The organism is Acidimicrobiales bacterium (assembly GCA_035533595.1).
GTDB lineage: Bacteria > Actinomycetota > Acidimicrobiia > Acidimicrobiales > Bog-793 > DATLTN01.
Window position 1 is genome coordinate 61,289 of record DATLTN010000024.1, and the last position, 26,012, is coordinate 87,300.

General features: G+C 73.2%; 21 protein-coding genes. 4 read left to right on the plus strand and 17 right to left on the minus strand.

What is annotated here, in order from left to right:
• Positions 1-10: 10 nt before the first annotated feature.
• Both VNF07_04145 and rpsO read right to left on the minus strand, forming a co-directional pair.
• Positions 11-2,437, minus strand: a complete 2,427-nt coding sequence (locus VNF07_04145; protein ID HVB05423.1) for a polyribonucleotide nucleotidyltransferase — start codon at positions 2,435-2,437, stop codon at positions 11-13.
• 201 nt (positions 2,438-2,638) lie between these two features.
• Positions 2,639-2,896, minus strand: a complete 258-nt coding sequence (gene rpsO, locus VNF07_04150; protein ID HVB05424.1) for a 30S ribosomal protein S15 — start codon at positions 2,894-2,896, stop codon at positions 2,639-2,641.
• A gap of 320 nt (positions 2,897-3,216) precedes the next feature.
• Between rpsO and ubiG the strand changes: the two genes are divergently transcribed.
• The 3 genes from ubiG to VNF07_04165 are packed head-to-tail and all read left to right on the plus strand — an operon-like array spanning position 3,217 to position 6,169.
• On the plus strand, positions 3,217-3,936 hold the full coding sequence (gene ubiG, locus VNF07_04155) for a bifunctional 2-polyprenyl-6-hydroxyphenol methylase/3-demethylubiquinol 3-O-methyltransferase UbiG (protein HVB05425.1): 720 nt from the start codon (positions 3,217-3,219) through the stop codon (positions 3,934-3,936).
• Entirely contained in the window at positions 3,933-5,120 is a 1,188-nt protein-coding gene (locus VNF07_04160; protein ID HVB05426.1) for an acyl-CoA dehydrogenase family protein, read from the plus strand. The genes ubiG and VNF07_04160 overlap by 4 nt, the downstream gene beginning before the upstream one ends.
• Entirely contained in the window at positions 5,117-6,169 is a 1,053-nt protein-coding gene (locus VNF07_04165) for a 3-oxoacyl-[acyl-carrier-protein] synthase III C-terminal domain-containing protein (GenBank protein HVB05427.1), read from the plus strand. The genes VNF07_04160 and VNF07_04165 overlap by 4 nt, the downstream gene beginning before the upstream one ends.
• 34 nt (positions 6,170-6,203) lie before the next feature.
• Here the strand turns inward: VNF07_04165 and VNF07_04170 are convergent, their stop codons facing one another.
• The 5 genes from VNF07_04170 to mihF form a co-directional block, all read right to left on the minus strand.
• The gene (locus tag VNF07_04170; GenBank protein HVB05428.1) at positions 6,204-8,030 is read right to left on the minus strand and encodes a hypothetical protein; all 1,827 of its coding nucleotides are present in this window, start codon (positions 8,028-8,030) and stop codon (positions 6,204-6,206) included.
• A complete protein-coding gene (coaBC, locus tag VNF07_04175) occupies positions 8,027-9,253 on the minus strand; it encodes a bifunctional phosphopantothenoylcysteine decarboxylase/phosphopantothenate--cysteine ligase CoaBC (GenBank protein HVB05429.1) in 1,227 nt (408 codons plus the stop codon). Before coaBC ends, VNF07_04170 begins: the two co-directional genes overlap by 4 nt.
• 20 nt (positions 9,254-9,273) lie before the next feature.
• Entirely contained in the window at positions 9,274-9,597 is a 324-nt protein-coding gene (gene rpoZ, locus VNF07_04180) for a DNA-directed RNA polymerase subunit omega (GenBank protein ID HVB05430.1), read from the minus strand.
• Between the two features lie 75 nt (positions 9,598-9,672).
• On the minus strand, positions 9,673-10,218 hold the full coding sequence (locus VNF07_04185; protein ID HVB05431.1) for a guanylate kinase: 546 nt from the start codon (positions 10,216-10,218) through the stop codon (positions 9,673-9,675).
• Complete coding sequence (mihF, locus tag VNF07_04190) at positions 10,215-10,535, minus strand: integration host factor, actinobacterial type (protein ID HVB05432.1); 321 nt, start codon at positions 10,533-10,535, stop codon at positions 10,215-10,217. Before mihF ends, VNF07_04185 begins: the two co-directional genes overlap by 4 nt.
• Before the next feature lie 80 nt (positions 10,536-10,615).
• Between mihF and VNF07_04195 the strand changes: the two genes are divergently transcribed.
• Positions 10,616-12,727: an ABC transporter ATP-binding protein gene (locus VNF07_04195; protein ID HVB05433.1), complete on the plus strand. Its 2,112-nt coding sequence runs from the start codon at positions 10,616-10,618 to the stop codon at positions 12,725-12,727.
• A gap of 47 nt (positions 12,728-12,774) precedes the next feature.
• Here VNF07_04195 and VNF07_04200 read toward each other — a convergent pair whose 3' ends face one another.
• From VNF07_04200 to pyrR, 10 genes are all read right to left on the minus strand, one after another.
• Positions 12,775-13,728, minus strand: coding sequence for an ABC transporter permease (locus VNF07_04200; GenBank protein HVB05434.1), 954 nt, complete (start codon positions 13,726-13,728; stop codon positions 12,775-12,777).
• An 18-nt stretch (positions 13,729-13,746) separates the two neighbouring features.
• Complete coding sequence (locus tag VNF07_04205; GenBank protein ID HVB05435.1) at positions 13,747-14,739, minus strand: ABC transporter permease; 993 nt, start codon at positions 14,737-14,739, stop codon at positions 13,747-13,749.
• Positions 14,740-14,832: 93 nt separating this feature from the next.
• Positions 14,833-16,761 carry an ABC transporter substrate-binding protein gene (locus VNF07_04210; GenBank protein HVB05436.1) on the minus strand — a complete coding sequence of 643 codons (1,929 nt, stop codon included), beginning with the start codon at positions 16,759-16,761 and terminating at the stop codon, positions 14,833-14,835.
• A 192-nt stretch (positions 16,762-16,953) separates the two neighbouring features.
• Complete coding sequence (gene pyrF, locus VNF07_04215) at positions 16,954-17,688, minus strand: orotidine-5'-phosphate decarboxylase (protein ID HVB05437.1); 735 nt, start codon at positions 17,686-17,688, stop codon at positions 16,954-16,956.
• Entirely contained in the window at positions 17,678-18,589 is a 912-nt protein-coding gene (locus tag VNF07_04220; GenBank protein HVB05438.1) for a dihydroorotate dehydrogenase, read from the minus strand. The genes pyrF and VNF07_04220 overlap by 11 nt, the downstream gene beginning before the upstream one ends.
• Positions 18,586-21,966, minus strand: a complete 3,381-nt coding sequence (carB, locus tag VNF07_04225) for a carbamoyl-phosphate synthase large subunit (GenBank protein HVB05439.1) — start codon at positions 21,964-21,966, stop codon at positions 18,586-18,588. Before carB ends, VNF07_04220 begins: the two co-directional genes overlap by 4 nt.
• Positions 21,966-23,078, minus strand: a complete 1,113-nt coding sequence (gene carA, locus VNF07_04230; protein HVB05440.1) for a glutamine-hydrolyzing carbamoyl-phosphate synthase small subunit — start codon at positions 23,076-23,078, stop codon at positions 21,966-21,968. Before carA ends, carB begins: the two co-directional genes overlap by 1 nt.
• Positions 23,075-24,409, minus strand: a complete 1,335-nt coding sequence (locus tag VNF07_04235; protein HVB05441.1) for a dihydroorotase — start codon at positions 24,407-24,409, stop codon at positions 23,075-23,077. Before VNF07_04235 ends, carA begins: the two co-directional genes overlap by 4 nt.
• Positions 24,402-25,391, minus strand: a complete 990-nt coding sequence (locus tag VNF07_04240) for an aspartate carbamoyltransferase catalytic subunit (GenBank protein ID HVB05442.1) — start codon at positions 25,389-25,391, stop codon at positions 24,402-24,404. The genes VNF07_04235 and VNF07_04240 overlap by 8 nt, the downstream gene beginning before the upstream one ends.
• Entirely contained in the window at positions 25,391-25,960 is a 570-nt protein-coding gene (pyrR, locus tag VNF07_04245) for a bifunctional pyr operon transcriptional regulator/uracil phosphoribosyltransferase PyrR (GenBank protein ID HVB05443.1), read from the minus strand. Before pyrR ends, VNF07_04240 begins: the two co-directional genes overlap by 1 nt.
• Between the last annotated feature and the right edge of the window lie 52 nt (positions 25,961-26,012).

Below are 26,012 nucleotides of genomic sequence, written 5' to 3' on the forward strand. Positions count from 1 at the left end.
CCCGCCGCGCTCAGCGGCGTGGCCCCGAGCGGCGACGCGGACCCCGGTCCTCGCGCGGCGCCCCGCCGGTATTCGCGGGGCCGAGGTTGCCGAACTCCTGCTCGAGCTCGGCGTTGAAGGTGTCCTCGAAGGAGACCCGCTTCACGCCACCGGGGGCGCTCGCCGGGGCCGCGGCCGGGGCCTCGGGCGCGGCGGCTGCGCCGTTCCCGCTGCCGTGCGGGGCGCTGCTCGCGGGCTCGGACTCGCGGCGGCCGACGGGCTGGCCGTCCTCGCCGATCAGCGAGAGGGAGATCTTCCCTTGCGGGTCGATGTCGTCCACGATCACCGTCACCGGCTGGCCGAGCTCGAGCACGTCCTCGACGCGCTCGATGCGGCGGCCGCCGCCGAGGCGGGAGATGTGAAGCAGACCGTCGCGGCCGGGGAGAATGTTCACGAAGGCACCGAACTTCGTGATGTTCACGACCTTGCCCTCGTAGGTGGCGCCGACGTCGGCGACCGGCGGGTCGAGGATGAGGGCGATGCGGCGGCGGGCCTCCTCGACCGCGTCGCTCTCCTTGCCGCCGATGGTCACCCGCCCGTAGATGCCGTCGTCGTCGACGGCGATGTCCGCGCCGGTCTCCTGCTGCAGGCCGTTGATGACCTTGCCCTTCGGGCCGATGACCTCACCGATCTTGTCGAGCGGGATCTCGAAGCTGATGATCTTCGGGGCGTGGCCCTTCACGTCGGCGTTCGGCTGGGCGATCGCCCCGAGCATCACGTCGAGGATCGCGGTGCGGGCCTGGTAGGCCTGCTGCAGCGCCTGGGCGAGGACGTCGGCAGGGAGGCCGTCGATCTTGGTGTCGAGCTGCAGGGCGGTGACGAAGTCCCGCGAGCCGGCGACCTTGAAGTCCATGTCGCCGAAGGCGTCCTCGGCGCCGGAGATGTCCGTCAGTGTCGTGTACTTGCCCTCGGCGAAGATGAGGCCCATCGCGATGCCGGCGATCGGCGCCTTGATCGGCACGCCGGCGTCCATCAGCGAGAGCGTCGATCCGCAGACCGAGCCCATCGAGGTCGAGCCGTCCGAGGAGAGGACGTCCGAGACGAGGCGGAGCGTGTAGGGGAACTCCTCCTCGCTCGGCACCACCGGCAGCAGCGCCCGCTCGGCGAGCAGACCGTGGCCGATCTCGCGGCGGCGGGGGCCACGCATCGCGTAGGCCTCGCCGGAGGCGAAGGGCGGCATGTTGTAGTGGTGCATGTAGCGCTTGTGCTCGTCGGTGCCGATCGTGTCGAGCAGCTGGTTCATGCGCGGCATGCCGAGCGTCGTGACGTTGAGCACCTGGGTGAGGCCGCGCTGGAACAGCGCCGAGCCGTGCGCCGTCGGCAGCACCGCCACCTCTGCGGAGACCTTGCGGAGGTCGCCAGGGCTGCGGCCGTCGATGCGCACGCCCTCCTCGACGACGCGGCGGCGGACGAGCGACTTGGTGAGCGAGCGGATCGCCGAGCGCACCTCGCGCTCGCGCCCGGAGAACTCCTCAGCAAGCGCAGCGAGGATCTGGTCGCCGGCGGCGTCGAAGGCGGCGGCGCGCTCGGGCTTGTCGGTGAGCAGGTTGGCCTTCGCGAGGGACTCCTCACCGACCGCTGCGACGCGGGCCTTCACGTCGTCGCCGTAGTCGACGAAGAGCTCGAAGGGGATGATCTCCTTCTTGCCGCCGGCCTGCTTCACGAGCTCGCGCTGCAGCTCGATCGACTCGCGGATCCAGGTCTTCGCGGCCTCGAGGCCCTCGGCGACGACCGCCTCGGTGACCTTCGGCGCGCCCGCCTCGTAGTAGTCCCAGGCCTTCTCGGTGCCGCCGGCCTCGACCATCATGATCGCGATCTCGGCGTTCGGCTCCTCTGACAGCGCACGGCCGGCGACGACGAGCTCGAAGGTGGAGGCGTCACCCTCGGCGTAGGTGCAGTGCGGGATCCACTGGCCGTCGGTCGAGTACGCGACCCGCACCGCGCCGATCGGTCCTTCGAAGGGGATGCCCGAGAGCATCAGCGCGGCCGAGCAGCCGTTGATCGCCGGGACGTCGTGGGGGTTGCTCATGTCGGCGGCGAGCACGGTGCCGACGACGTGGATCTCGTTGCGGAAGCCCTCGGCGAAGCTCGGGCGGAGCGGTCGGTCGATCAGGCGGGCGGTGAGCGTCGCCTGGTCGGTGGCCCGGCCCTCACGGCGGAAGAACGAGCCGGGGATCTTGCCCGCGGCGTACATCCGCTCCTCGATGTCGACGGTGAGGGGGAAGAAGTCGATCCCCTCGCGCACCTTGCGGGCCGCGGTCGCGGTGCAGAGCACGATCGTGTCGCCGATGCGCACGGTGACGGCGCCGTCGGCCTGCGGGGCGAGACGGTTGGTCTCGAAGGTGAGCGTGCGGTCGGACCCGCTGATCGGGGTTGAAACGGAAATGGCCTCGGCCATGTCAATCCTCGTGTTCTGGCGGGCGCTCCGGCCAGTTCCCAGTGGGCGGGCACCAGGACGAGCCCGGTACACGGCCACTGGCAGCTGACACCTGCGCTCGCCGGTTCGATGTGGGCGCCGCCACTTTGGCGGGCTGACCCTCTTGCTGCCGGGCCTTTCCACATCGGCCCGGACACCACCGGAACTCCCGGTGGCATGCCCCTATCGGCGGATGCCGAGCCTCGCGATGAGGTTGCGGTAGCGGTTCACGTCGTTGTCCCGCACGTAGTCGAGAAGACGGCGACGGTGCCCGATGAGCTTCATCAGCCCGCGACGGGTGTGATGGTCGCCCTTGTGCACCCGGAGGTGCTCGGTGAGGTGGTTGATCCGCTCAGTGAGGATCGCGACCTGCACTTCGGGGGAGCCGGTGTCCGTCTCGTGGAGGCGGTACTCGGCGATCGTGGCCGTCTTATCGGGCATGCTTGACGCAGACCTTCGTGAACTCGTGCGCCGGCCGGGAGGCGAACCTCCCAACCACGGGGCGGGGCCGGTTGGGCTGCTGCCCCTCCGGGTCGGCGGACGCCGACCCCGAAAGAGTAGCAGCTCAGGTGGGACCACCGCCCTGCTGCGGCTCTGCCGGTGGTGGCTGCGGCGGTGAGGCGGGGCCACCGGGAGGAGCGGGTGGCCTCCCCGAAGGCCGCTCCCGCCCTCATCCATTGGCGGCGTGCCTCCGTACAGTCCGGAGTGGCCGTCGGCCGCGTTGGCGAGCGAGTGGGGCGTCGAATGGTAAGGATGCGCCGGTGAGCCCTGCGGTCGCGACGAGAAGAGCGCGCAACGACCCCGCCCAGTACGACGACCTCGCGGCGACGTGGTGGGATCCCCGCGGGCCGCTCTCGATGCTGCACTGGATCGCGGCCGCGCGCGCGGCGCGCATCCCCGACGCCCGGCGCAAGGGTGCCGTGCTCGCCGACCTCGGCTGCGGCGCGGGGCTGCTCGCGCCGCACCTCGCCGGCAAGGGCTACCGCGTCGTCGGCGTCGACCTCACCGAGTCCGCGCTCCGTCACGCCGCCGCGCACGGCCTCGCCGCGGTGCGCGGCGACGTCACCGCGCTGCCCGTCGCCGACGGGGTCGCCGACGTCGTGAGCGCCGGTGAGATCCTCGAGCACGTGAGCGACCTCGACGCCACCCTCGACGAGGCCTGCCGGCTGCTCCGCCCGGGCGGCCTCCTCATCCTCGACACGATCGCCGCCACCTGGCGGGCGCGCCTCGTCGCCGTCGAGATCGCCGAACGCATCCCCGGCGGCGCGCCGAAAGGCATCCACGACCCCCGCCTCTTCGTCGACCGCGACGCCCTGGTCGCGCGCTGCGCCCGCCACGGCGTGGCGCTCGAGCTCACCGGCCTCCGCCCCGCCGCCCTGCAGATGCTGCAGTGGCTCGCCGGCAGGCGCGCCGCCGTCGAGATGGTCCGCAGCCGCTCCACCGCGATCCTCTTCCAGGGGGTCGGGATGAAGGCGCGATGAGCGCGCTCGCCTCCCCCGCCGACCCCGCTGCGGCGCTCGCTGCGGCGGATGCCGTCGCCGGGGCGCTCGCCGCCCACGCGCGCCGCGGCGACGAGGAGGGGCGCTTCCTCGAGGAGGACCTCGCCGCGCTGCGCAACAGCGGCCTCCTCGCGCTGATGGTCCCCTCCCGCCTCGGCGGCAGCGGCGCCTCCTTCTCGGACTACGCGCGCGTCGCCGGCGCGCTCGCACGCGGGAACGGCGCGCCGGCGCTCGTGTTCAACATGCACGCCTCGGTGACGGGCGCCCTCGCGCTCGCCCCCGACGACCTCACCCGCAACCTCGGCGCCGGCGACGGGTGGTTCGCGGCGCGCGACGCCGCCCTCGTGGCGGCGCGCGAGGGCGCCTTCTACGCGGTGGCGATGAGCGAACGCGGCAGCGGCGCCCGCCTCTCCTCGCTCACCACCAGCTACGAGCCGGTCGGGGGCGACTTCCACCTCACCGGGGCGAAGACCTTCGTCTCCGGCGCCGACCTCGCCGACGCCTTCCTCGTCGCGGCGCGCGCCGCCGAGGACGCGGCGCGGGTCTCGTTCTTCCTCGTCCCCGCGGGGGCGGGCACCAAGGTCGAGCAGAGCTGGGACGCGCTCGGCATGCGCGCCACGGGGAGCAACGACCTCCACCTCGACGTCACCGTCGGCCGCGAGGCGCTCGTCGGCGGTGTCGAGGGGCTCGGGCTGCTCATCGCCCGTCTCATGCCGCAGTGGCTCGTGGCCAGCTATGCCGCGGTCTACGTCGGGGTCGCCCGCGCCTGTCTCGACGCCTGCGTGGCGCACGTCAACGAGCGGGGGCTCTCCCGGCTGCCGGCGATCCGGGCGCGCCTCGGGCGCGCCGACGCCGCGGTCGCCGCCGCCGGCCTCGTCGTCGAGGAGGCGGCCCGCCACGTCGACGAGGCACCCGGTGCGCGCGAGACGAACCGCGCCGTCTACCGGGCGAAGCTGCTCGCCGGCGACACCGCCAACGAGGTCGCCTCGTCGATGCTCGAGGCGGCGGGGGCCTCGGCGACGCGCCGCGGCCACCCCCTCGAGCGCCTCTACCGCGACGCCCGCTGCGGCGCGCTGCAGCCGGCGACCTCCGACGTCTGCGCCGACTGGCTCGGCCTCGTCGCCCTCGGGCTCGACCCAGACGACGCGGAGACGCCGCGGTGGTGAGCGACGCCCCCCTCCTCACCTCGTCGGGCTTCGCCTTCCCGCCGGCGGTGCGCCAGGACGACCTCTGGGAGGGCTTCTTCTCAGAGCGCTTCGGCGCGAGCCGCCGCGCCCGTCACGCCTTCTCCGCATCGGGGATCGAGTACCGCCACGCCGTCGCCAACCCCCTCCTCGAGGACCTCTCCTCCTGGTCGACGGGCGCCCGCATGACCCGCTACGCGGCCGAGGCGATGCCGCTCGGCAAGGAGGCGCTCGCCCGCGCCTTCGAGGGCTCGGGGACCGACGCCACCGAGATCGGCCTCCTCGTCGTCGCCTCCTGCACCGGCTACACGACGCCGGGGGTGGACGCGCTGCTGGCGCGCGACCTCGGGATGGCACCCGAGCTGAAGCGCCTCTTCGTCGGACACGTCGGCTGCCACGCCGCCCTCCCGGCCCTCGACGCGGCGCGCGCCTACGTCCGGACCGAGGAGCGCGCCGCCGCCGTGCTCTGCCTCGAGCTCCCGAGCCTGCACCTGCAGGACGTCACCGCCGCGCCCGAGCAGGCGGTCGTGCACGCCCTGTTCTCCGACGCCGCCGCGGCGCTCGTCCTCGAGCCGGCGCGCGCCGGCCGCCGCGGCCTCGCCGTCCTCGACGTTGTGGCGATGAGCGACACCGCGACCGCCAGCTATATGGGCTGGGAGATCGGTGACCAGGGCTTCACGATGGCGCTCTCCCCGCAGGTCCCCGACGTCCTCGCCAGCCATATCGCCCCCCTCGTCGAGCGCCTCCTCGCCCGCAACGCGCTCGCCCTCGGCGACGTCAGCGGTTGGGCGATCCACCCGGGCGGCCCGCGCATCGTCGACATCGCCGGTGAGCGGCTCGGCCTCGGCCGAGAGGCGCTCGCACCCTCGCGGACGGTGCTCCGCGAGCACGGCAACTGCTCGTCGCCGACCGTGCTCGTCGTCCTCGACGAGCTCGTCAGATCCACCGCGCCCGCCGCCGGGAGCAACCTCGTGCTGCTCGCCTTCGGGCCGGGCCTCACCCTCTACGGGGCGCTCCTGCAGGTGCACTGAGCGGGGCGCCAAGGCGGAGCGGCGCGGCCGCTCGCTACACCGAGATCGGGTCGACCTCGACGCGCAGCCCGGCCTCGAGGGGGACGACGGCGCGCAGCGCGTCGGCGAGGTGCGCGGGGTCCGGGCCGCGCACGAGCAGCGTCGCCGGCTCGCGCTCGGAGACCTCGAGGCCCGCCGCGACGAGCTCGGCCGCGAGGGCCGGCGCCCGCTCGCCGGAGAGCAGAGCCAGGGCGCCGAAAGGGGGGAGGGCGAGCTGGCGGCGGCGGGCGAGCTCGGCCTCGGCGAGGGCCCCCGGCGTGCCGTTCACCGCGGCGGCGAGCACCTCGTCCTCGGGGAGACGGGTCTGCACGACGACTCTCCGCCCCGGCGCCCCCGTCGCGCTCCTCGGGCCGACGAGCCGCCCGGCGAGGACGAGGAGCGCCATCGCCTGCTCGGCGGCGCGGTAGCGCGCCGCAAGCAGCTCCTGGTCGAAGTCGAGGAAGACGACGAGGGCGGCGCGGCGCACGCGGTGCAGCACCGCCTCGGTGCCGACCAGCACCGGGGCCTCGGGGAGGGGGGACCTCGGCCCGGAGACCTCGCCGACGGGAAGGCGCACGAGCGCCGCGAGCTCCTCGGCGGCGCGCGCCGCGCCGACGCGCAGCAGCCGCATGCGGCGGGCGCCGCACTCGGCGCAGACGACGGGGCGGCTCGCGCCGCAGCGCGGGCAGGAGAGCTCGGCGGCGGTGCCGGGGTCGGGCAGGCGGCGCTGCGCGAGCGCGGCGCCGCAGTGCTCGCACCTGGCGAGCTCGCCGCAGGTGGCACAGGAGAGCAGCCGCGCCCGGCCGGTGCGGTTCAGCACCGCGACGACGGGGCGCCCGGGGTCGGTCTCGAGCGCGCGGCGGACGGTTCCCGAGAGCGCTCCTGAGAACAGTCCGGCGCGCGGGTCGTCGCCGCGGCGGTCGACGACCTCGACGCGCGGCCACTCGGCCCGCTCCTCGTGCGGCGGGAGGGTGAGCGGCGGCGAGCCGGAGAGGAGGGTGGCCGTCGGCGCCGGCGTGACGAGCAGGCAGGGGACCTCTGCGCGCCGCGCCCGCTCCACGGCGAGCACCGTCGCGTCCCAGGTCGGGGCGCGCTCCTCGCGGTAGGCCTCGGCGTGGGCGTCGAGGACGACGATCGCCGCGAGGCGCGGCGCGGGGGCGAAGACCGCGGCGCGGCTGCCGAGCACGACGCGCCCGCCGCCGGCCGCGAGGGCGAAGTCCTCGGGGTGCGCGGCGACCCGGTGGCCGGCGCGCTCGAGGTGCCCGCGCAGCACCGCGACGTCGGCGAGCGACGGGCAGAGCACGAGGACCTCCGGGCCGACGCGCGCGATCACCTCCTCGACCACGGCGAGGCGCGAGCCCGAGGGCGGGAGGCGGAGCACCGCGCTCGGGCGCTCGAGGGCGCTCTCGACGAGCTCGCGCAGCGCGTCGCCGATCGGCCCGCGCCGGAGCGCCGCGGCGGGGGGCGGCGGGGGCGCCGCGGCGGCGACCTGGCGGAGTGGGCTGCCGGCGAGGAGGAAGGGGCGGAGGCGGCCCGCGTAGCGCCAGGCGCCGTAACGGGCGAGGCCGACGAGCTCGGGCGCCGGGCCGATCGAGAGCACGCGCTCGAGCGGGCGCAGCCCCTCGGTCGGGCGGCGGCCGAGGGCCTCGACCACCCAGCCCCGCACGCGGCGGCCGCCGAGCGGGACGCGCACCAGGGTGCCGGCGGCGGGGGTCGGCCCCGGGACGGTGTAGTCGAAGGTGCGGTCGATGCCGCTCACGTCGGGCAGCACCGAGACGGCGGGGCCCTCGTCGGGGCCGCCGGTTGCGGACGCGTCGGGCGAGGGGGCGGTGGGGCCGCTCATCCCCGCCCGGCGAGGCGGGTGCGGCGCTCGAGCGCGGCGGCAAGCACCGCCTCGGCGACCGCGAGCTTGGGCGCGAGGGGGACGGCGCGGGCGCCCTCCGCGGAGAGGATCGTGACCTCGTTGTCGTCGGCCGCGAAGCCGGCGTCGCGACGCGAGACGTCGTTCACCACCAGCAGGTCGACGCCCTTCGCGGCGAGCTTGCGGGCGCCGTTGCCGAGCGGGTCGTCGGTCTCCGCGGCGAAGCCGACGACGACCTGGCCGACGGGCCGCCGCTCGACGAGCTCGGAGAGGACGTCGGGAGTCGGCTCGAGGACGAGCTCGGGGAGGCCGTCGGCGCGCTTCAGCTTCGTCTCCGCCGGCGCCTTCGGGCGGAAGTCGGCGACGGCGGCCGCCATCACGACGATGTCCGCGTCGGCCGCGGCGGCGAGCATCGCGGCGCGCAGCTCCTCCGCGCTCTCGACGGCGACGACCTCCACCCCGGGCGGGGCGGCCCGCTCGACGGTGGTGACGAGCACGACGGCCGCGCCCCCGCGGCGCGCCGCCTCGGCGAGGGCGTAGCCCTGCTTGCCCGAGGAGCGGTTGGAGAGGTAGCGCACGGGGTCGATCGCCTCGCGGGTCCCGCCGGCGCTGACGACGACCTTCAGGCCGTGGAACGGGCCGCCGCCGAGCGCCGCCGCGGCGGAGGCGAGGATGACCTCGGGCGGCGCGAGGCGTCCCTCGCCGACGTCACCGCCGGCGAGGCGGCCCTGCTCCGGCTCGACCACCGACACCCCCCGCCGGCGCAGCGTCGCGAGGTTCTCCTGGACGGCAGGGTGGCGCCACATCTCGGTGTGCATCGCCGGCGCGACGACGACCGGGGCCGTCGTCGCGAGCAGCGTCGCGCCGAGCAGGTCCGAGGAGATCCCCGCCGCGTAGGCGCCGATCAGGCGGGCCGTCGCCGGCGCGACGAGGACGAGGTCGGCCGACTGGCCGAGGCGGGTGTGCGGGATCGGCTCCGCACCGCCGAGGAGCGCGGTGCTCGCCGGCTCGGAGGCGAGGGCGTCGAAGGTCGCCGTACCGATGAAGCGCGTCGCGGCCTTAGTGAGCACCGGGGCGACGTGCGCGCCAGCATCGACGAGGCGGCGGCAGAGCTCGACTGCCTTGTAGGCGGCGATGCCGCCGGTGACGCCGAGGACGACGAAGCGCCCCCGGAAACAGGCGAGGTCGTCGTCGGTCGCGCCCACGGTCGACCCCGCGCCGTCTGCTACTCGGTCTCGCCCGCGTCCTCTGCGAGGGCGGCGAGCGCGGCGGCGTCCTCTTCGGAGAGCTCCTCGGCCTCGGGGACCGGGTCGCCGGCGCGCACCTTGCTCGCCGCGATCTCCTCGAAGGCGATCGAGAGCGGCTTGCGGGCGACCGAGGTGACCTGCGGCGGGACGATCGCGCCGAGGCCCTCGCCGAGCTGGTTGAAGTAGGAGTTGATCTGCCGGGCGCGCTTGGAGGACAGGGTGACGAGGGTGAACTTCGAGTCGACCTTGTCGAGGAGGTCCTCGATCGGCGGGTCGATCATCGTGCTGCGGGGCTCGGCCATCAGGCTCCTTCGTCGGTCTGCATCCTCACGCGTCGGCTGGCGGCCGCGCCGGGCGTTTCACCTGCCCGGGTGGGGTCAGGGCGCGAAGCACCTGCGTGAAGCAGCAATTATAGCCTCGATCTCGGCGACGGCCCGCCCGAGGTCGTCGTTCACCACGACCGCGTCGGCGATCGGCGAGGCGGCGGCGATCTCCTCGTCACCGAGCACGAGACGCTTTTGCACGTGCGCCTCGTCGTCGCCGCGCTCGCGCAGCCGCGCCTCCTGCTCGGCCCGCGAGGGGGCGACGAGCAGGATGCAGACGACCTGTTCGCAGCGCTCGAGGACCTGCTTGGCCCCCTGCACCTCGATCTCGAGGACGACGTCGCGCCCGGGAGGGGGATCGGGGAGGGGGGTCCCGTAGTACTCGTCAAGGACCGTCGCCCACTCGAGGAAGCCGCCGGCCGCGACGCGTGCCCGGAAGGCCGCCTTGTCGACATAGGTGTAGGCGTCCGGACTCTCCCCCGGGCGGGGTGCCCGGGTCGTCCAGGAGCGCGACAACCACAAGCGCGGGTCACGCTCGATGAGTTGCCTGATGACCGTGCCCTTGCCGACCCCACCGGGGCCGCAGACGACAAGGTTCAGGGCCGCTCGATGGCCTCGAGCAGGGAGTCGCGCTGCTTCGCGCCGAGTCCCTGCAGGCGGCGGGTCTCCGAGATGCCGACCTGCTCCATGAGGCGACGGGCCTTCACTTTGCCCGTACCGGGGAGCGACTCGAGCACCGCCAGGACCTTCATCTTCCCGACGATCTCGTCCTTGTCGGCTTTGCCGAGGAGATCCTTCAGCGTGGTGCGCCCCGTCTTCAGGTGATCCTTCAGCTCGGCGCGCGCTTTTCTCGCCTGAGCAGCCTTCGCCAGCGCGGCGGTCCGCTGCTCCGGTGTGAGGGTAGGAGGTTGAGGCATGGACCGGTACCATAGCGCCTCGGTGCCTCCCGCACCACGATTGAGCAGGGAGGGGCGTTGAGCGCCACGGAGGCGGACCGTTGACAGCGGCCGACACACGACGCCCCATCCTCGAGGTGGAAGGGCTCCGCACCGAGTTCCACCTCCGCCACCAGACCGTCGGCGCGGTCGACGGCGCGAGCTTCAGCGTCGCCCCCGGCGAGTGCGTCGGCCTGGTCGGCGAGTCGGGCTGCGGCAAGTCGACGACGGGCCTGTCGATCATGAAGCTCCTCCCAACCGTCGGCCACGTCACCGCCGGCTCGGTGCGCCTCGACGGCCGGGAGCTCCTCCCCCTCTCGGAGAAGGAGATGCAGGACGTCCGCGGCAACGACCTGGCGATGATCTTCCAGGACCCGATGACCTCGCTGAACCCGACCTGGACGATCGGGCGGCAGATCGCCGAGCCCGTGCGGCTGCACCGCAAGGTCTCCAAGGCCGAGGCGATGGAGCGCGCCCTCGAGGTCCTGCGCCTCGTCGGCATGCCCCACCCCGAGGAGCGCCTCGCCCGCTACCCGCACGAGCTCTCCGGCGGGCTGCGCCAGCGGGTGATGATCGCCATCGCGCTCGCCTGCGAACCGAAGCTGCTGATCGCCGACGAGCCGACGACCGCCCTCGACGTCACGATCCAGGCGCAGATCCTCGACCTCATCGACGACCTGCGCGAGCAGCTGCACATGGCGGTCGTGCTGATCACCCACGACATGGGGGCGATCGCGGCGCGCGCCAGCCGGGTGATGGTGATGTACGCCGGCAAGATCGTCGAGAAGAGCGCGACCCGCGAGCTCTTCTCCGCGATGCGCCACCCCTACTCCGAGGCGCTCCTCGACTCGATCCCCCGCCTCGACCAGGACCGCACCCGTCCGCTGTACTCGATCCCCGGCCTGCCGCCGGACCTCTCCAACCCGCCGAAGGGCTGCCGCTTCGCCGACCGCTGCCGCTACGTCACCGAGCAGTGCCGCGCCGAGGAGCCGCCCCTCACCAGCCCCGGCGGCCTCGGGGTCTCCATCGACCACGCCTTCGCCTGCTTCCACCCCGTCGGCCATTCGGAGCGCACCCGCGCCGCCGAGGGCAACGTCGCCACCCCGCTCGACACCCGCTCCTCCGAGCAGCGCGCCGAGCTCTTCGCCGGCAAGCCCCCGCTCCTCGAGGTGGACGGCCTCGTGAAGGAGTACCGGGTGAGCGCGGGGGCGATCATCCAGCGCGCCGTCGGCACGGTGAAGGCCGTCTCGCAGGTGAGCTTCCAGGTCCGCGAGGGGGAGACCTTCGGCCTTGTCGGCGAGTCGGGCTGCGGCAAGACGACGATCGGCCGCCTCGTGGTCGCGCTCGAGCGCCCGACGGCGGGCGCGATCCACTTCCAGGGCGAGGACCTCGCCCACCTGCGCGGCGGCGCGATGCGCGACAAGCGCAGGGACCTGCAGCTCATGTTCCAGGACCCCTACGCCTCGCTCGACCCGCGGATGCGCGTCGGCACGATCCTGCGCGAGCCCCTCGCGGTGCAGGGGATCGGCGACCACGCGAGCCGCGACGCCCGCGTCGCCGAGCTGCTCACCGAGGTCGGCCTCTCGCGGCGCGCGATCGAGCTCTATCCGCACGAGTTCTCCGGCGGCCAGCGCCAGCGGATCGGCCTCGCCCGCGCCCTCGCGCTGCAGCCGAAGCTGATCGTCGCCGACGAGCCGGTCTCCGCCCTCGATGTCTCGATCCAGGCGCAGATCCTCAACCTCATGCGCTCTTTGCAGGACCGCCACGGCCTCACCTACATCGTGATCTCGCACGACCTCGCGGTGGTGAAGTACGTCGCCGACACGATCGGCGTGATGTACCTCGGCAAGCTCGTCGAGCTCGCCCCCGCGGAGGAGCTCTACGCGCGGCCCGCCCACCCCTACACCAAGGGGCTGATCGACGCGATCCCGGTCCCCTCGCCCGAGCTCGCCGAGGTGAAGCGCGGCCAGACGATCCGCGGCGAGCTGCCCTCCGCGATCGACCCCCCCTCGGGCTGCCGCTTCCGAACACGCTGCCCCTTCGCGCAGGCGCTCTGCGCCGAGGAGGAGCCGCCGCTGCGCCCCTTCGGGGTGGGGCACGTCGCGGCCTGCCACTTCCCCCTCGAGACGCCGCTCACCGAGGAGGCCGCCCTCCTCGCACCGCAGCGCGTCTGAGGGCCGGCGCGCAACCAATAGGGCGGGCGCCCCGCCGGCGGCGCGGCTCAGCGACGCTGCAGGCGGACCTCGAGGGCGTCGCGGAGGGCGTCGCCGACGAAGTTGAAGGCGATCACCACGAGGACGAAGGCGATCGCCGTCGGGTAGATCTCCCACCAGTAGCCGAGGGTCGCGAAGCTCACCGCGTTGGAGAGCATCGAGCCCCAGTCGGTCTGCGGCGCGGGGACGCCGAGGCCGAGGAAGCCGAGCGCGCCGAGGAGGAGGATCGCGTCGGCGACCTGGAAGGTGGCGTTCACGACGATCGTGCCGATCGCGTTCGGGATGATGTGGCGCAGCACGATGCGCCGGCCGTTGCCGCCCATCACCCGCACCGCCTGCACGTACTCACGGGTGCGGAGCACGAGGGTCTCGCCGCGCACGAGGCGCGCCGGTTGCAGCCAGGAGGTCATCCCGATCACGAGGATGAGCAGCTCCACCGAGGGCGTGAAGATCACCGCCAGCACGATCAAGAGGAAGATCAGCGGGATCGAGAGCAGGACGTCGACGATGCGCATCATCAGCGAGTCGACCCAGCCGCCGAAGTAGCCGGAGATCGCGCCCCAAAGGACGCCGACGACGACCGCGATCGCGGCTGCCGCGAAGCCGACGATGAGCGAGGTCTGCCCGCCGAACATGATGCGGCCGAGGATGTCGAAGCCCGCCGAGTCGGTGCCGAGCGGGTTGGTCGCCGACGGTGGCGAGTTCTGCGTCGAGTTCAGCAGGATTTCCTGGGAGTTGGTCTGGTTGGTGTGGTAGAAGACCGGCCCGAGGAAGCAGAAGAGCACCATCGAGACGATGATCACCGCGCCGATGACGGCGAGCTTGTTCTCGATGAAGACGCGGGCGATCTGGCGGGTGAGACCGCCGCTCGAGCGCCCCTCGCCCCCCTCGGGGAGGGCGTCGGGGCCTTCCTCGCCGACGGGCGCGAGCGGCGTCTCGCCGAGGCCGCCGGGAAGGCTCATCGCCCCCCCTCCCCGTCATCAGCGCGCGACATAGCGCACCCGCGGGTCGACCACCGCGTAGAGGAGGTCGGCGACGAAGCTGCCGACGACGGTCGCGACGGTGGCGACGAAGGTCGTGCCCAAAAGCAGCGGCACGTCGGTCTGGGTCGCAGCGTTGAAGGCGAGGAGGCCCATGCCGGGATAGTTGTAGACCGTCTCGGTGATCACCGCGCCGCCGAAGATCGTCGGGATCGAGAGGCCGAGGAGGGTGATGATCGGGATCATCGCGTTGCGCAGCGCGTGGAGGAAGAGCACCCGCCGCGGGCTCGCCCCCTTGGCGCGGGCGGTGCGGATGTAGTCCTCGGTGAGCGCGTCCATCATCGAGGAGCGCATGTAGCGGCTGAACGAGGCGATGGTGATCGCGGAGAGCGTGAGCACCGGGAGCACGAGGCCGCGCGGGTCGGCGAGGATCCCCGCCACCGTGCTCGCCTGCGGCGCCTCCACCGAGAGCCAGGGGAGGTCGATCGCGAAGTAGATGATCAGCAGCGTGCCGATGAGGAAGGCGGGCATCGCGTAGAGCAGGAACGAGATGCTCGTGAGCAGGTAGTCGACCGGCTTGTTGCGCCGCACGACCTGCAGGATCCCGAGCGGGATCGCGACGACGAGGGCGAAGACCGTCGAGATCCCGACGAGGAGGAGGGTCTTCGGGAGGCGGGAGCCGATGAGCGCGCGCACGGGCTGGTTGTTGCGGTACGAGTAGCCGAGGTTGACGTGCAGGACGAGGCCGCGCAGGTAGCGGTAGAACTGGTCCCAGATCGGCAGGTTGTAGCCGTTCACCCGGTTGAACTGGGCGATCTGGGGCGGAAGGGCGCGCGGACCGAGGGCGGCGCGCGCCGCCCCCCCGGGGATCACGTGCGAGAGGACGAAGGTCAGCAGGCTCACGCCAAGCAGCACGACGAGCGCCTGCAGGGTCCTTCTGATGATGTAGGCGAGCGTGACGGACCTCTTCTCGACGGGGCGCTCCCCGCGCAACCCCACAACGCCGGGTCCCCCACCCCCGGCGCGGGGCGTCGGGGGTGGGGGACGAGCGGCGTGGGCGCCGGAGCGCCCTCGGTCAGCTGCTGATCAGCTGGAGAGCGTCCAGGTCTCCGGCGTGAGGTTGAGCAGCGGATTGATCGGCGTGGCGTTGTGGACCTTGCTCGAGATCTCGTAGAGGTCGTAGGCCTGGTTCGGCTGCCACACGAAGGGGAGGTTCTTGGTGATGTAGTTCTCCCAGTTGGTGAGGTTGGCCGAGGTGAAGTCCGTCGCCTTGATCAGCGCGTCGTTCGCCGGCACGTCGTAGTTCCCGACGTTCGAGCCGGCGCCGGTCTGGAAGATCTCCTCACCGGTCGGGTAGTAGTCCGGCGCGTAGAGCCAGCCACCCTCCCAGTTCTCGAGCTCCCAGGTGCACGAGGCGGCCCCCGCCTTGCAGGGGATCGCGTTGCCGATCACGGTGTTGAAGGTGCCGGTGCTGAGGCTCACCTTGATGCCGGCCGACTCCCACGAGGAGACCTCGGCGTTCGCCTCCTCCTGCGCGATCGGGCCCTGGTTCACGTACTGCTCGGTGAAGGAGAGCTTGGTTCCGACCGGGACGCCGCACTTCGCGGCGACGCTGCAGGTCGAGACGCCGCCGGGGACGACCTTCCAGCCGTGGTCCTTCAGCAGCTTCACCGCCTTGCTCGAGGAGAAGGGGTAGGGGTTGCTCTTCTCGTAGCTCGAGGCGAAGGGGTTCTTCGGGAGGACCGGCACCGGGCCGTAGGTCGGCACGGCGTAGCCCTTGAAGAACTTGTCGATGAACAGCGGCTGGTCGACCAGCATCTGGAAGGCCTGGCGGAAGTAGAGCTGGCTGAAGATCTTGCCCGCCTGCCCGCCGTCACCGGAGGAGTTGAAGTTGTAGGGGAAGTAGTTGATGCCCCAGACGTAGACGGGGTTCATCTGGAAACCCTTCAGCGAGGGCGGGTTGCCCGCCGGCTTGGTCGGGTTCTTCGTCGCCTTGGTCACGTCCTCGGGGGGCAGGTAGCCGTACTGCAGCTTGCCGCCGAGCAGGGCGGAGTACTCAGACGACGTGGAGGTGAAGGGCAGCTCGTTGAACTGGCTGATCTTCGCCTTGATCGGCCCGTCGTACTTCGCGTTGGGCTTGAACGAGGCGGCACCGGTCGAGCTGAACGCGGTGAGGTGCCACGGGCCGTCGACGACCTGCCAGAGCGGGTTCGTCGCGTAGGTGGCGAGCGAGTTGTTCGCCGCGCTCGGGTTGGCCGGGTCGTAGCCGGACTGGCTCGACAGGAAGGTGTAGACCGCGTCACAGGCCTTCGCGGCGGCGTTGGTCGGCGCGCCCTTGGCGTCGACGACGAGCGCCGCGTACGTCGAGGTGGCGCAGGCCGCGGAGCCGGCCTTGGCGCTCGTCGAGGTGACGTCCCAGGCGAGCGGCATCGGCGTGATCTGGCTCAGCTCGTTGTAGGTGAACCAGTAGGGGTTCACCGAGCCGGTGAGGTTGACCACCAGCTTGTACTTCGACGGCGTCGTGATCGAGGCGATGTCGTCGGGGATGGTCCCCGGCGCGTACGCCGCCCAGTGCGACTTGTCCGTCTTCAGCATGTTGAAGAAGAACAGCGCGTCCTGCGCGTCGACGGCCTCACCGTTGGACCATTTGTAGTTGGTCTTCATGTTGATGGTGACCGTCTTGTTCCCGTTGGAGTACTTCGGCGCGCTCGCGAGCGACAGCGAGGAGTTGAGCGTCGGCTGCGAGCCGGTGCCGAAGAAGTAGAGCGGGCGGAACATCATGTACTGGAACTGGCTGATGTTCGCGACGCTGAAGTAGTTGATCGGCATGAACGGGAAGATGAAGTTCGGCGTCCCCTGGGGCTGTTCGGCCCAGTTGACGACGCCCCCCGAGCTCGCTGCCGGCTTCTGCGCCGCCCCCGCTCCACACGCGGTGAGCATCAACGCGACACAACCGGTCGCGAGGATCGTCACCCCGGATGAGATGAGCGTGCGGCGCCTCTTGGCACCCACCATTGCTCCTCCTTGACATAGGTCCGCGACGTTCGCGCGGACGTTTCAGGGCCCCCGCAACCGGACCCCCACCCTGCCGCTGCGGCCGGTCGGTTGGGTCACGGAACCCCCAGGCGTGCACTGCTGGGTGGGGATTGTATCTGCGAGCAAGCTGGGCATCGCTGCAACGCCCCAGCTAGTGGGGTCGGGGGTGCCTCACCATGTCGCGGCGGTCGCGAGATGTTCATGGAGCGTCAACGCGGCCGCCACCGGGTCCGGCGCGTGCGTGACCGCCCGCCCGATGACGAGGAGGTCGGCGCCGGCCGCGAGCGCCTCGGCGGGGGTGGCGGTGCGGGCCTGGTCGTCGAGGGCGGCGCCGGGCGGGCGGGTGCCGGGGACGACGGTGAGGAGGCCGGGCGCCGCGGCGCGCACGGCGGGGAGGTCGGGCGCGCCGCAGACGAGGCCGCGCAGGCCGGCCGCGGCGGCGAGGGCGGCGCGCGCCGTGAGCAGCTCGGGGGAGGCGGCGGCCTCGCTCGTGAGGACGGTGACGCCGAGGCCGACCGGCGCCGGCAGGCCGGCGCGCGCGGCACCCGCCGCGAGGCCGGCCGCGGCCGCCGCGCACATCGGCGCCCCCCCGGCGGTGTGGACGGTGGCGTAGGCGACGCCGAGGGAACCGAGGACCGCGGCGGCGCGCTCGACGGTCGTCGGGATGTCGTGCAGCTTCAGGTCGACAAAGACCGAGAGGCCGAGCTCGCGCAAAGCCTCGACGGCGGCGGGGCCGGCCGCGCTGTAGAGCTCGAGGCCGACCTTCGCGACGCCGAGGTAGGGGGCGAGCGCGGCGGCGAGCTCGACGGCGCGCTCGAGGGACTCGACGTCGAGGGCGAGGGCGAGGCGCTCGCGGTGCGGGAAGGCCGGCGGCGGTGGCTTCGCGGCCGTGGGTTCAGTCGCCATGGGCCGCTCCGATCAGCTCGTCGATGCTCTCCACCCCAGCGCGGTCGAGGAGCCCCTCGAGCTCGGCGAGGACCCGCGCTGCGGCGCGCGGCTCGGCGAGGGTCGCGGTGCCCACCTGCACCGCGTTCGCCCCGGCGAGCAGGAACTTCAGCGCGTCGGCGCCGCTCGAGACGCCCCCCACCCCGATGATCGCCGCCTCCGGGAGGGCGGCGCGCGTGTCATAGACGGCGCGCAGCGCGACCGGGCGGAGTGGCGGCCCGGAGAGGCCGCCCCCGCCCGCCCCGAGCACGGGGCGGCGGCGCTCGAGGTCGAGGTCGAGGCCGATCAGGGTGTTGGTGAGCGTCACCGCCTCCGCCCCGGCGGAGAGGGCGGCGGCGGCGATCTCGGTGATGTCGGTGACGTTCGGGGAGAGCTTCGCCCAGCGGGGACGGCGACAGCCCGCGGTGGCGGCCACCACCTCCGCCGTCGCCGAGGGCGAGTGGGCGAACATCCTCAGCCGGTCCTCGACGTTCGGGCAGGAGACGTTGACCTCGACCGCGACCACGCAGGCCGGCGCCGCGGCGAGGGCCCCGGCGGCCTCGGCGTAGTCCTCGACGCGTCGCCCCCAGATGCTCGCGACGACCGCCGCGCCGCTCGCCTCGAGGGAGGGCAGCTCCTCCTCCAGCCAGGCGGCGACCCCCGGGCCCTGCAGCCCGACGCTGTTCAGCATCCCCCCCGGCACCGGCGCGACGCGGGGGGAGGGGTTGCCGTCCCAGGGATAGGGGGCGAGGGACTTCACCACGTGCGCGCCGAGGGCCGAGAGGTCGAGGTAGTCGCCGAGCTCGGCGCCGTGGCCGGCGGTGCCGGCGGCGGTCATCACCGCGTTCTTCAACAGCAGCGAGCCGACCTTGGTCGCCCTCACCCTTGGCCCACCTGCTCCCCGACTGCCGGGCGGAGCTCGGCGTGGTGCTCCTGCAGGCTGAGCACCGAGAGGCCGTGCCGCTTCCAGTCGGCGATCCCCGCGGCGGCGGCGCGCGCCGCCGCCGCGGTGGTGAGGATCGGGATGTCGGCCGCGCCGGCGGCGTGGCGGATGTACGCGCCGTCGGCGCGTGGGCCGCGGCCGCGGGGGGTGTTCACGACGAGCTGCAGGCGCCCCGAGGCGATGAGCGCCGTGGCGTCGACCAACCCGTCCTCGCTCGGCGCGCCGGGGGCGCGCACCTCGGAGAGCTTGGCGACGCGCGTCTCGACCGCGACCCCATTGGCCTCGAGGTAGCTGGCGGTGCCCTCCGTGGCGGCGATGGTGAAGCCGAGCTCGGCGAAGGCGCGCGCCGCCACCAGCCCCTGCGGCTTGTCGCGGTCGGCGAGGGAGAAGAAGATCCCCCCCTCCTCGGGGAGGCGGTTGCCCGCCGCGATCTGGCTCTTCGCGAAGGCGAGGCCGAAGGTGGCGGCGAGCCCCATCACCTCGCCGGTGGAGCGCATCTCGGGACCGAGCAGGGCGTCCACCTCGGGGAAGCGGGAGAAGGGCAGCACCGCCTCTTTGACCGCAACCCGCCGGGGCGCCGCGGGTGGGGGGAGGAGGCCCTCGGCGCGCAGCTCCGCGAGCGTCGCGCCGAGCATCGTGCGGGCCGCGATCTTCGCGAGCGGGACCCCCGTCGCCTTGGCGACGAAGGGGACGGTGCGGCTCGCGCGCGGGTTGGCCTCGATCACGAAGACCTGCCCCTGCTGCACCGCGTACTGGACGTTGATCGGGCCGACGACCGAGAGCGCCTCGGCGATGCGCGCCGTGTACTGCTCGAGGACCGCCGTCGTCTCGACCGAGAGCGTCGGCGGCGGGATCGCGCAGGCCGAGTCGCCGGAGTGCACGCCTGCCTCCTCGACGTGCTCCATGATCCCGCCGATCAGCACCTTTCCGGTGCGGTCGCGCACCGCGTCGACGTCGACCTCGGTGGCGTCCTCCAAGAAGCGGTCGACGAGCACCGGGCGGGTGGCGGCGAGGCCGCCCTCTCGCCCGAGCGAGCCCGCGGTCTGGCCCTCGGCGAAGCCGGCGATGCTCGCCATCGCCTGCGCGAGGTCGTCCCCGTCGTAGACGATCTCCATCGCCCGCCCGCCGAGGACGTAGCTCGGGCGGACGAGGGCCGGGTAGCCGATGCGCTCGGTGACCGCGAGCGCCTCGTCGAGGCTGCGTGCCGTCCCCCCCGCCGGCTGGGGGATCTCCAGCTGGGCGCAGAGGACGTTCCAGCGCTCCCGGTCCTCGGCGAGGTCGATCGCCCCCGCGGCGGTGCCGAGGACGAGGTCGCTGAGGGCGGCGGCGAGCTTCAGCGGGGTCTGCCCCCCGAGGCCGACGATCACCCCGGCGAGGCTCCCCCCCGCGGCGCGCTCGGCGGCGATCACGCCGCGCACGTCCTCCTCGGTGATCGGCTCGAAGTAGAGGCGGTCCGAGGTGTCGTAGTCGGTGGAGACGGTCTCGGGGTTGCAGTTGACCATCACCGTCTCGTAGCCCGCCTCGCGCAGCGCCATCGAGGCGTGCACGCAGCAGTAGTCGAACTCGATGCCCTGGCCGATGCGGTTCGGCCCCGAGCCGAGGATGATCACCGTCTCCTTCGTGCTCGGGGCGACCTCGCTCTCGTCCTCGAAGGTCGAGTAGTAGTACGGCGTGGCGGCCGCGAACTCGGCGCCGCAGGTGTCGACCGTCTTGTAGGTCGGGTGCACCCCGAGCGCCGCGCGCCGCTCGCGCACCGCCTCCTCTTCGGTGCCGAGGAGGTAGCCGAGCTGCGCGTCGGCGAAGCCGAGCCGCTTCAGCCGCCGGAGCTCGCCGCGGGTGAGCGCCGCCAGCAGTGCGCTCCCCCCCTCGTGCCCCGCCCGCGCCTGCAGGGCGTTGCGCGCCTCGGTGATCTCGGCGATGCGGTCGAGGAACCAGCGGTCGATGCCCGTCGCCTCGGCGAGGCGCTCGACGCTCACCCCGCGCTGCAGCGCGGCGGCGAGCTCGAAGGGGCGAGCCGGCGTGGCCACCGAGGCGAGGGCGACGAGCTCGTCGTCACTGCGGGAGGCGTAGACGACCTCCGCGGGGTCGGCGTTCAGCCCGTAGCGCCCCTGCTCGAGGCCGCGCAGCGCCTTCTGGAAGGACTCGGCGAAGGTGCGGCCGATCGCCATCACCTCGCCGACGGACTGCATCCGCGTCCCCAGCCGGTCAGGGGCGCCGGGCAGCTTCTCGAAGGCCCAGCGGGGGACCTTGGTGACGACGTAGTCGATCGTCGGCTCGAAGCTCGCGGGCGTCGCCCCGGTGATGTCGTTCTGGATCTCGTCGAGCGTGTAGCCGACGGCGAGGCGGGCGGCGATCTTCGCGATCGGGAAGCCCGTCGCCTTGGAGGCGAGCGCCGAGGAACGGCTGACGCGGGGGTTCATCTCGATCACGAGGCGGTCCCCCGAGCGGGGGTCGACGGCGAACTGGATGTTGGAGCCGCCGGTCTCGACCCCGACCCGGCGGATGCAGGTGAAGGCGTCGTCGCGCATCTCCTGGTACTCGACGTCGGAGAGAGTCTGCGCGGGGGCGACGGTGATCGAGTCGCCGGTGTGCACCCCCATCGGGTCGAAGTTCTCGATCGAGCAGACGACGACGCAGTTGTCGACGCGGTCGCGCATCAGCTCGAGCTCGTACTCCTTCCAGCCGGCGATCGAACGCTCGACGAGGATCTCGTGGATCGGCGAGGCGGCGAGGCCGAAGGCGGCGAGGCCGACGAGCTCGTCGCGGTCCTTCGCGATCCCGGTGCCCGCGCCGCCGAGGATGAAGCTCGGGCGCACCATGATCGGGAAGCCGATCGTCTCGCCGATCTCGAGCGCCTCCTCAAGGTCGTGGGCGAAGCCCGACTCCGGTGAGGCGAGGCCGACCTCGGTCATCGCCCGCTTGAAGGCGTCGCGGTCCTCGGCGGTGCGGATCGCCTCAGCGTTGGCCCCGATCAGCTGCACGCCGTGCGCCTCGAGCACCCCCGACTCGGTGAGGGCCATCGCGAGGTTGAGGGCCGTCTGGCCGCCCATCGTCGGGAGGAGGGCGTCGGGGCGCTCCCGCTCGATGATCTGCGCGAGCACGTCGTGCGCGAGCGGCTCGATGTAGGTGCGGTCGGCGATGCCGGGGTCGGTCATGATCGTCGCCGGGTTGGAGTTGGCGAGGATGACCCGGTAGCCCTCCTCGACGAGCACCCGGCAGGCCTGGGTGCCGGAGTAGTCGAACTCGCACGCCTGGCCGATGACGATCGGCCCGGAACCGACGACGAGGATCGAGGAGAGGTCCTCGCGCCGCCCCATCAGCGGGCCCCCGCCTTCGCGTCGTGCCGCTCCATGAGGGCGACGAAGCTCTCGAAGAGGTAGTGCGCGTCGTGCGGCCCGGGGCCCGCCTCGGGGTGGTACTGCACCGAGAAGGCCTCTGCGCCGGGGACGGCGATCCCCTCGATCACCCCGTCGTTGAGGCTCACGTGCGTGACCTCCGCGCCCTCGATCGAGCCCTCGGTCACCGCGTAGCCGTGGTTCTGGGAGGTGACCTCCACCTGCCCGCTGGAGAGGCGCCGCACCGGGTGGTTGGCGCCGTGGTGGCCGAAGGGGAGCTTGAAGGTCTCGGCCCCGAGGGCCGACGCGAGCAGCTGGTGGCCGAGGCAGATCCCGAAGATGGGGACCTCGCCGAGGAGCTTCTTGAGCTCGTCCGTGAGGTGGCCGAGCGCGGCGGGGTCGCCGGGGCCGTTGGAGAGGAAGACCCCGTCGGGGCAGCGGGCGAGCACCTCGGCCGCGGGCGTCGTCGCCGGCACCACTTCGACGGTCGCGAGCGCGCCGAGGTGCTGCAGGATCGTCGACTTGATGCCGTAGTCGTAGGCGACGACCGAGAAGCGCCCCCCGCCCGAGCGGTAGGCGCGCTCGGTGGTGACCTCGGCGACGAGGTCCCGCCCCGCCGTCCCCGGCTCGCGCTGCGCGAGCGCGAGCAGCTCGGCCTCGGGGAGGATGCCGAAGGCGCCGGGCATCGACCCCGCCTCGCGGACGTGGCGGGTGAGGCGCCGGGTGTCGACCCCGGTGAGGCCGCCGACGCCCGCCGCGCTGAGCAGCTGCTCGAGGCCCCCCTCGCTCCGCCAGCTGCTCGGGGTCTCCACGAGGTCGCGGACGATCACGCCCCTGCAGAAGGGGCGGCGCGACTCCGTGTCGAGGTGCGTCACCCCGTAGCTCCCGATGTGCGGGTAGGTGAAGCAGAGCACCTGCCCGGCGTAGGAGGGGTCGGTGATGATCTCCTGGTAGCCCGACATCGAGGTGTTGAAGACGACCTCGCCGGAGAAGGCGTTGGCGCCGCCGTCGGCGAGCGCGCCGATCGCCTCCCCCTCGAAGGTCGTGCCGTCGGCGAGGACGAGCAGCCCCTCGGGGCGGTCGAGGCGGCTCATCGGGTCGCCGCCCCGGCGAGGACGACCACCTCGCCCCCCAAGAGCTGGTGGCGCACGCGCCCGGTGAGCTCGCGCCCGCCGAAGGGGGTGTTGCGGCTGCGCGAGGCGCTCTGCTCGGGGACGACCGTCCAGCGCTGTGCGGGGTCGAAGACGACGACGTGCGCCGGGCTGCCGGGGGTGAGCGGCCCGCCGAAGCCGGCGTCGCGCAGGCGGGCGATCTCGGCCGGCTGCCAGCTGAGAAGGGCGAAGAGGTCGGCGAGGGTGAGCGCCTCCTCGCCCGCTTCGGCGACGAGGACGCTGTGCGCGACCGCGAGCGCCGTCTCGAGGCCCGTCATCCCCGGCGGCGCGAGGTCGAAGGGCTCCTCCTTGCGCTCGGCGGGATGGGGGGCGTGGTCGGTCGCGATCGCGTCGATCACCCCCGAGCGCAGCCCTGCCCGCACCGCCTCGGTGTCGGGGGCGGTGCGCAGCGGAGGGTTGACCTTGAAGCGGGCGTCGTAGCTCGAGACCAGCTCGTCGGTGAGGGTGAGGTGGTGCGGGGTCGCCTCGGCCGTGACCGGGAGGCCCTCGGACTTGGCGGCGGCGACGAGCGCGACCGAGCCGGCCGTCGAGAGGTGGAGGAAGTGCATCGGCGCGCCCGTCACCCGCACGAGGGCGAGGTCGCGGGCGAGCATCTGCTCCTCGGCGAGCGCGGGTTGACCGGGGATCCCGAGGCGCGCCGAGACGGCGCCCTCGTGCATGTGCCCCCCGGCCGCGAGCGAGGAGTCCTCGCAGTGCTCGGCGAGCACGACCCCGAGGTCGCTCGCGTACTCGAGGGCGCGGCGCATGAGGCCGTTGTCCTGGACGCCGCTCCCGTCGTCGGTGAAGAGCACCACCCCGAGCGCGGCCATCTCGCCGATCGCCGCCAGGCGCTCGCCGCGGCGCCCCTCGGTGATCGCCCCCGCGACCGCGACGTGGCAGAGCGCCTCCTTGGCGAGGCCGCGCACGTCGCGCACGATCGCCGCGCAGTCGATCGTCGGCTCGGTGTTCGGCATCGCGACGACCGCCGCGTAGCCGCCGAGGGCCGCCGCCCGGCTCCCGCTCTCGACCGTCTCGGCACGCTCGCCCCCCGGCTCGCGGAGGTGGGTGTGCAGGTCCACGAGGCCGGGTGCGACGACCGCGCCACCGCAGTCGACCTCGACGGTGCCGCCCGGCAGCTCGAGGCGCTCCCCGACCGCGGCGATCGCTCCGTCGACGACGAGGAGGTCGGCGCGCCGCTCCCCGTGCTCGTCGACGACCCGCCCGCCGCGCAGCGCGACCGCCGCGCCGCCCGGGAGTCCCGGTGCCTCAGCCACGCAGTGCCCCTTCCTCGATCGTGATCCCGGGGACGTCGATCGCCTGGTCGCCGGGGACCTCGGCGAGCAGCGAGAAGAGCACCGCCATGCGCACGGCGACGCCGTTGCGCACCTGGGCGGTGATGAGCGAGTTCGGGGCGTCGGCGACCTCGGGGTCGATCTCGATGCCGCGGTTCATCGGGCCGGGGTGCATCACGACCGCCCCCTCGGAGAGGCGCGCCGCCCGCTCGACGGTGAGGCCGAAGCGGTCGTGGTACTCGGCGAGGGAGGGCAGGAGCTCGCCCTCCATCCGCTCGCTCTGCAGCCGCAGCAGGTAGCAGACGTCGAGCTCACCGAGCAGACCGTCGAGGTCCGTCGTCACCTCGACCGGCCAGCCCTCGAGCGAGGGGGGCAGCAGGGTGCGCGGCGCGACGAGCACCACCCTGGCGCCGAGGGCGGTCATCGCCGCGACGTTCGAGCGGCAGACGCGCGAGTGGCGGGCGTCGCCGACGATCGCGACCCGCAGCCCGGCGAGGTCCGCGTCACTGGCGAGGCCGAGGGCGTGGCGGATCGTGTAGCAGTCGAGGAGGGCCTGCGTGGGGTGCTCGTGCTGGCCGTCGCCGGCGTTCACCACCGCCGCCTCGACCCAGTTGGCGACGAGGGCGGGGGCGCCCGAGGAGGAATGGCGGACGACCATCGCGTCGACGCCCATCGCGTCGAGGGTCTCGACGGTGTCGCGCAGCGACTCGCCCTTCTGCAGCGACGAGCCCTGGGCGCTGAAGCTCATCGTCGAGGCCGAGAGGCGCCGCGCCGCGGTCTCAAAGGACAGGCGGGTGCGCGTCGAGGCCTCGAAGAACAGGGTCGCGACGGTCTTGCCGCGCAGCGCCGGGACCATCGGGATCGGGCGGGAGGAGACCTCGGTGAAGGCCTCGGCGTCGTGCAGGATGCGGAGGATCCCCTCGCGTCCGAGGTCGCCGATCTCGAGCAGGTTGGTCGACCCCATCACTCGCCCTCCACCATCTCGCCGATCGCCACGCCCGCCTCGGAGACGTCCACGACCTCGTCCATGCGGGTCGGGAGGTTCTTCCCGACGTAGTCCGGGCGGATCGGGAGCTCCCGGTGCCCGCGGTCGACCATCACCGCCAGCTGGGTGGCCCGCGCCCGCCCGTGGTCGCGCAGCGCGTCGAGGGCAGCGCGCACCGTGCGCCCGGTGAAGAGCACGTCGTCGACGAGGACCACCACCTTGTCGGTGAGGTCGCCGCCGATGTCGGTCGCCTCGGCGTGCACCGGGCGCAGACCGATGTCGTCGCGGTAGAAGGCGACGTCGAGGGTGCCGAGGGGGACGGTCGTCTCGCCGATCTCGGAGAGCTGGGCGACGAGCTTCTCCGCGAGGGGGACACCACCGGTCTGCAGTCCGATGACGACGAGGTCCTCGGTACCGTGGTTGCGCTCGAGGATCTCGTGCGCGATGCGGACGAGGGCGCGGCGCACGTCGTCGGGTCCCATCACGAGGGAACGCGCCGCGAAGACCTTCCCGGTTGGGCGCGCCAACCGTCGCTCGCGCTCTGCCACGTCCACTCCTCGTCCGTACGGGCCTCACGGGACCCGTTTCACGTCCGCCCCA

Bases quoted from the DNA above. Each gene is read 5' to 3' on its own strand.
- VNF07_04240 (HVB05442.1), bottom strand. From the start codon at position 25,391: ATGGGGTCGACCAACCTGCTCGAGATCGGCGACCTCGGACGCGAGGGG.
- VNF07_04170 (HVB05428.1), bottom strand. From the start codon at position 8,030: ATGAGCGGCCCCACCGCCCCCTCGCCCGACGCGTCCGCAACCGGCGGC.
- mihF (HVB05432.1), bottom strand. From the start codon at position 10,535: ATGCCTCAACCTCCTACCCTCACACCGGAGCAGCGGACCGCCGCGCTG.
- rpsO (HVB05424.1), bottom strand. From the start codon at position 2,896: ATGCCCGATAAGACGGCCACGATCGCCGAGTACCGCCTCCACGAGACG.
- carB (HVB05439.1), bottom strand. From the start codon at position 21,966: ATGGGGCGGCGCGAGGACCTCTCCTCGATCCTCGTCGTCGGTTCCGGG.
- VNF07_04145 (HVB05423.1), bottom strand. From the start codon at position 2,437: ATGGCCGAGGCCATTTCCGTTTCAACCCCGATCAGCGGGTCCGACCGC.
- carA (HVB05440.1), bottom strand. From the start codon at position 23,078: ATGAGCCGCCTCGACCGCCCCGAGGGGCTGCTCGTCCTCGCCGACGGC.
- rpoZ (HVB05430.1), bottom strand. From the start codon at position 9,597: ATGGCCGAGCCCCGCAGCACGATGATCGACCCGCCGATCGAGGACCTC.
- VNF07_04210 (HVB05436.1), bottom strand. From the start codon at position 16,761: ATGGTGGGTGCCAAGAGGCGCCGCACGCTCATCTCATCCGGGGTGACG.
- VNF07_04200 (HVB05434.1), bottom strand. From the start codon at position 13,728: ATGAGCCTTCCCGGCGGCCTCGGCGAGACGCCGCTCGCGCCCGTCGGC.
- pyrF (HVB05437.1), bottom strand. From the start codon at position 17,688: ATGGCGACTGAACCCACGGCCGCGAAGCCACCGCCGCCGGCCTTCCCG.
- VNF07_04160 (HVB05426.1), top strand. From the start codon at position 3,933: ATGAGCGCGCTCGCCTCCCCCGCCGACCCCGCTGCGGCGCTCGCTGCG.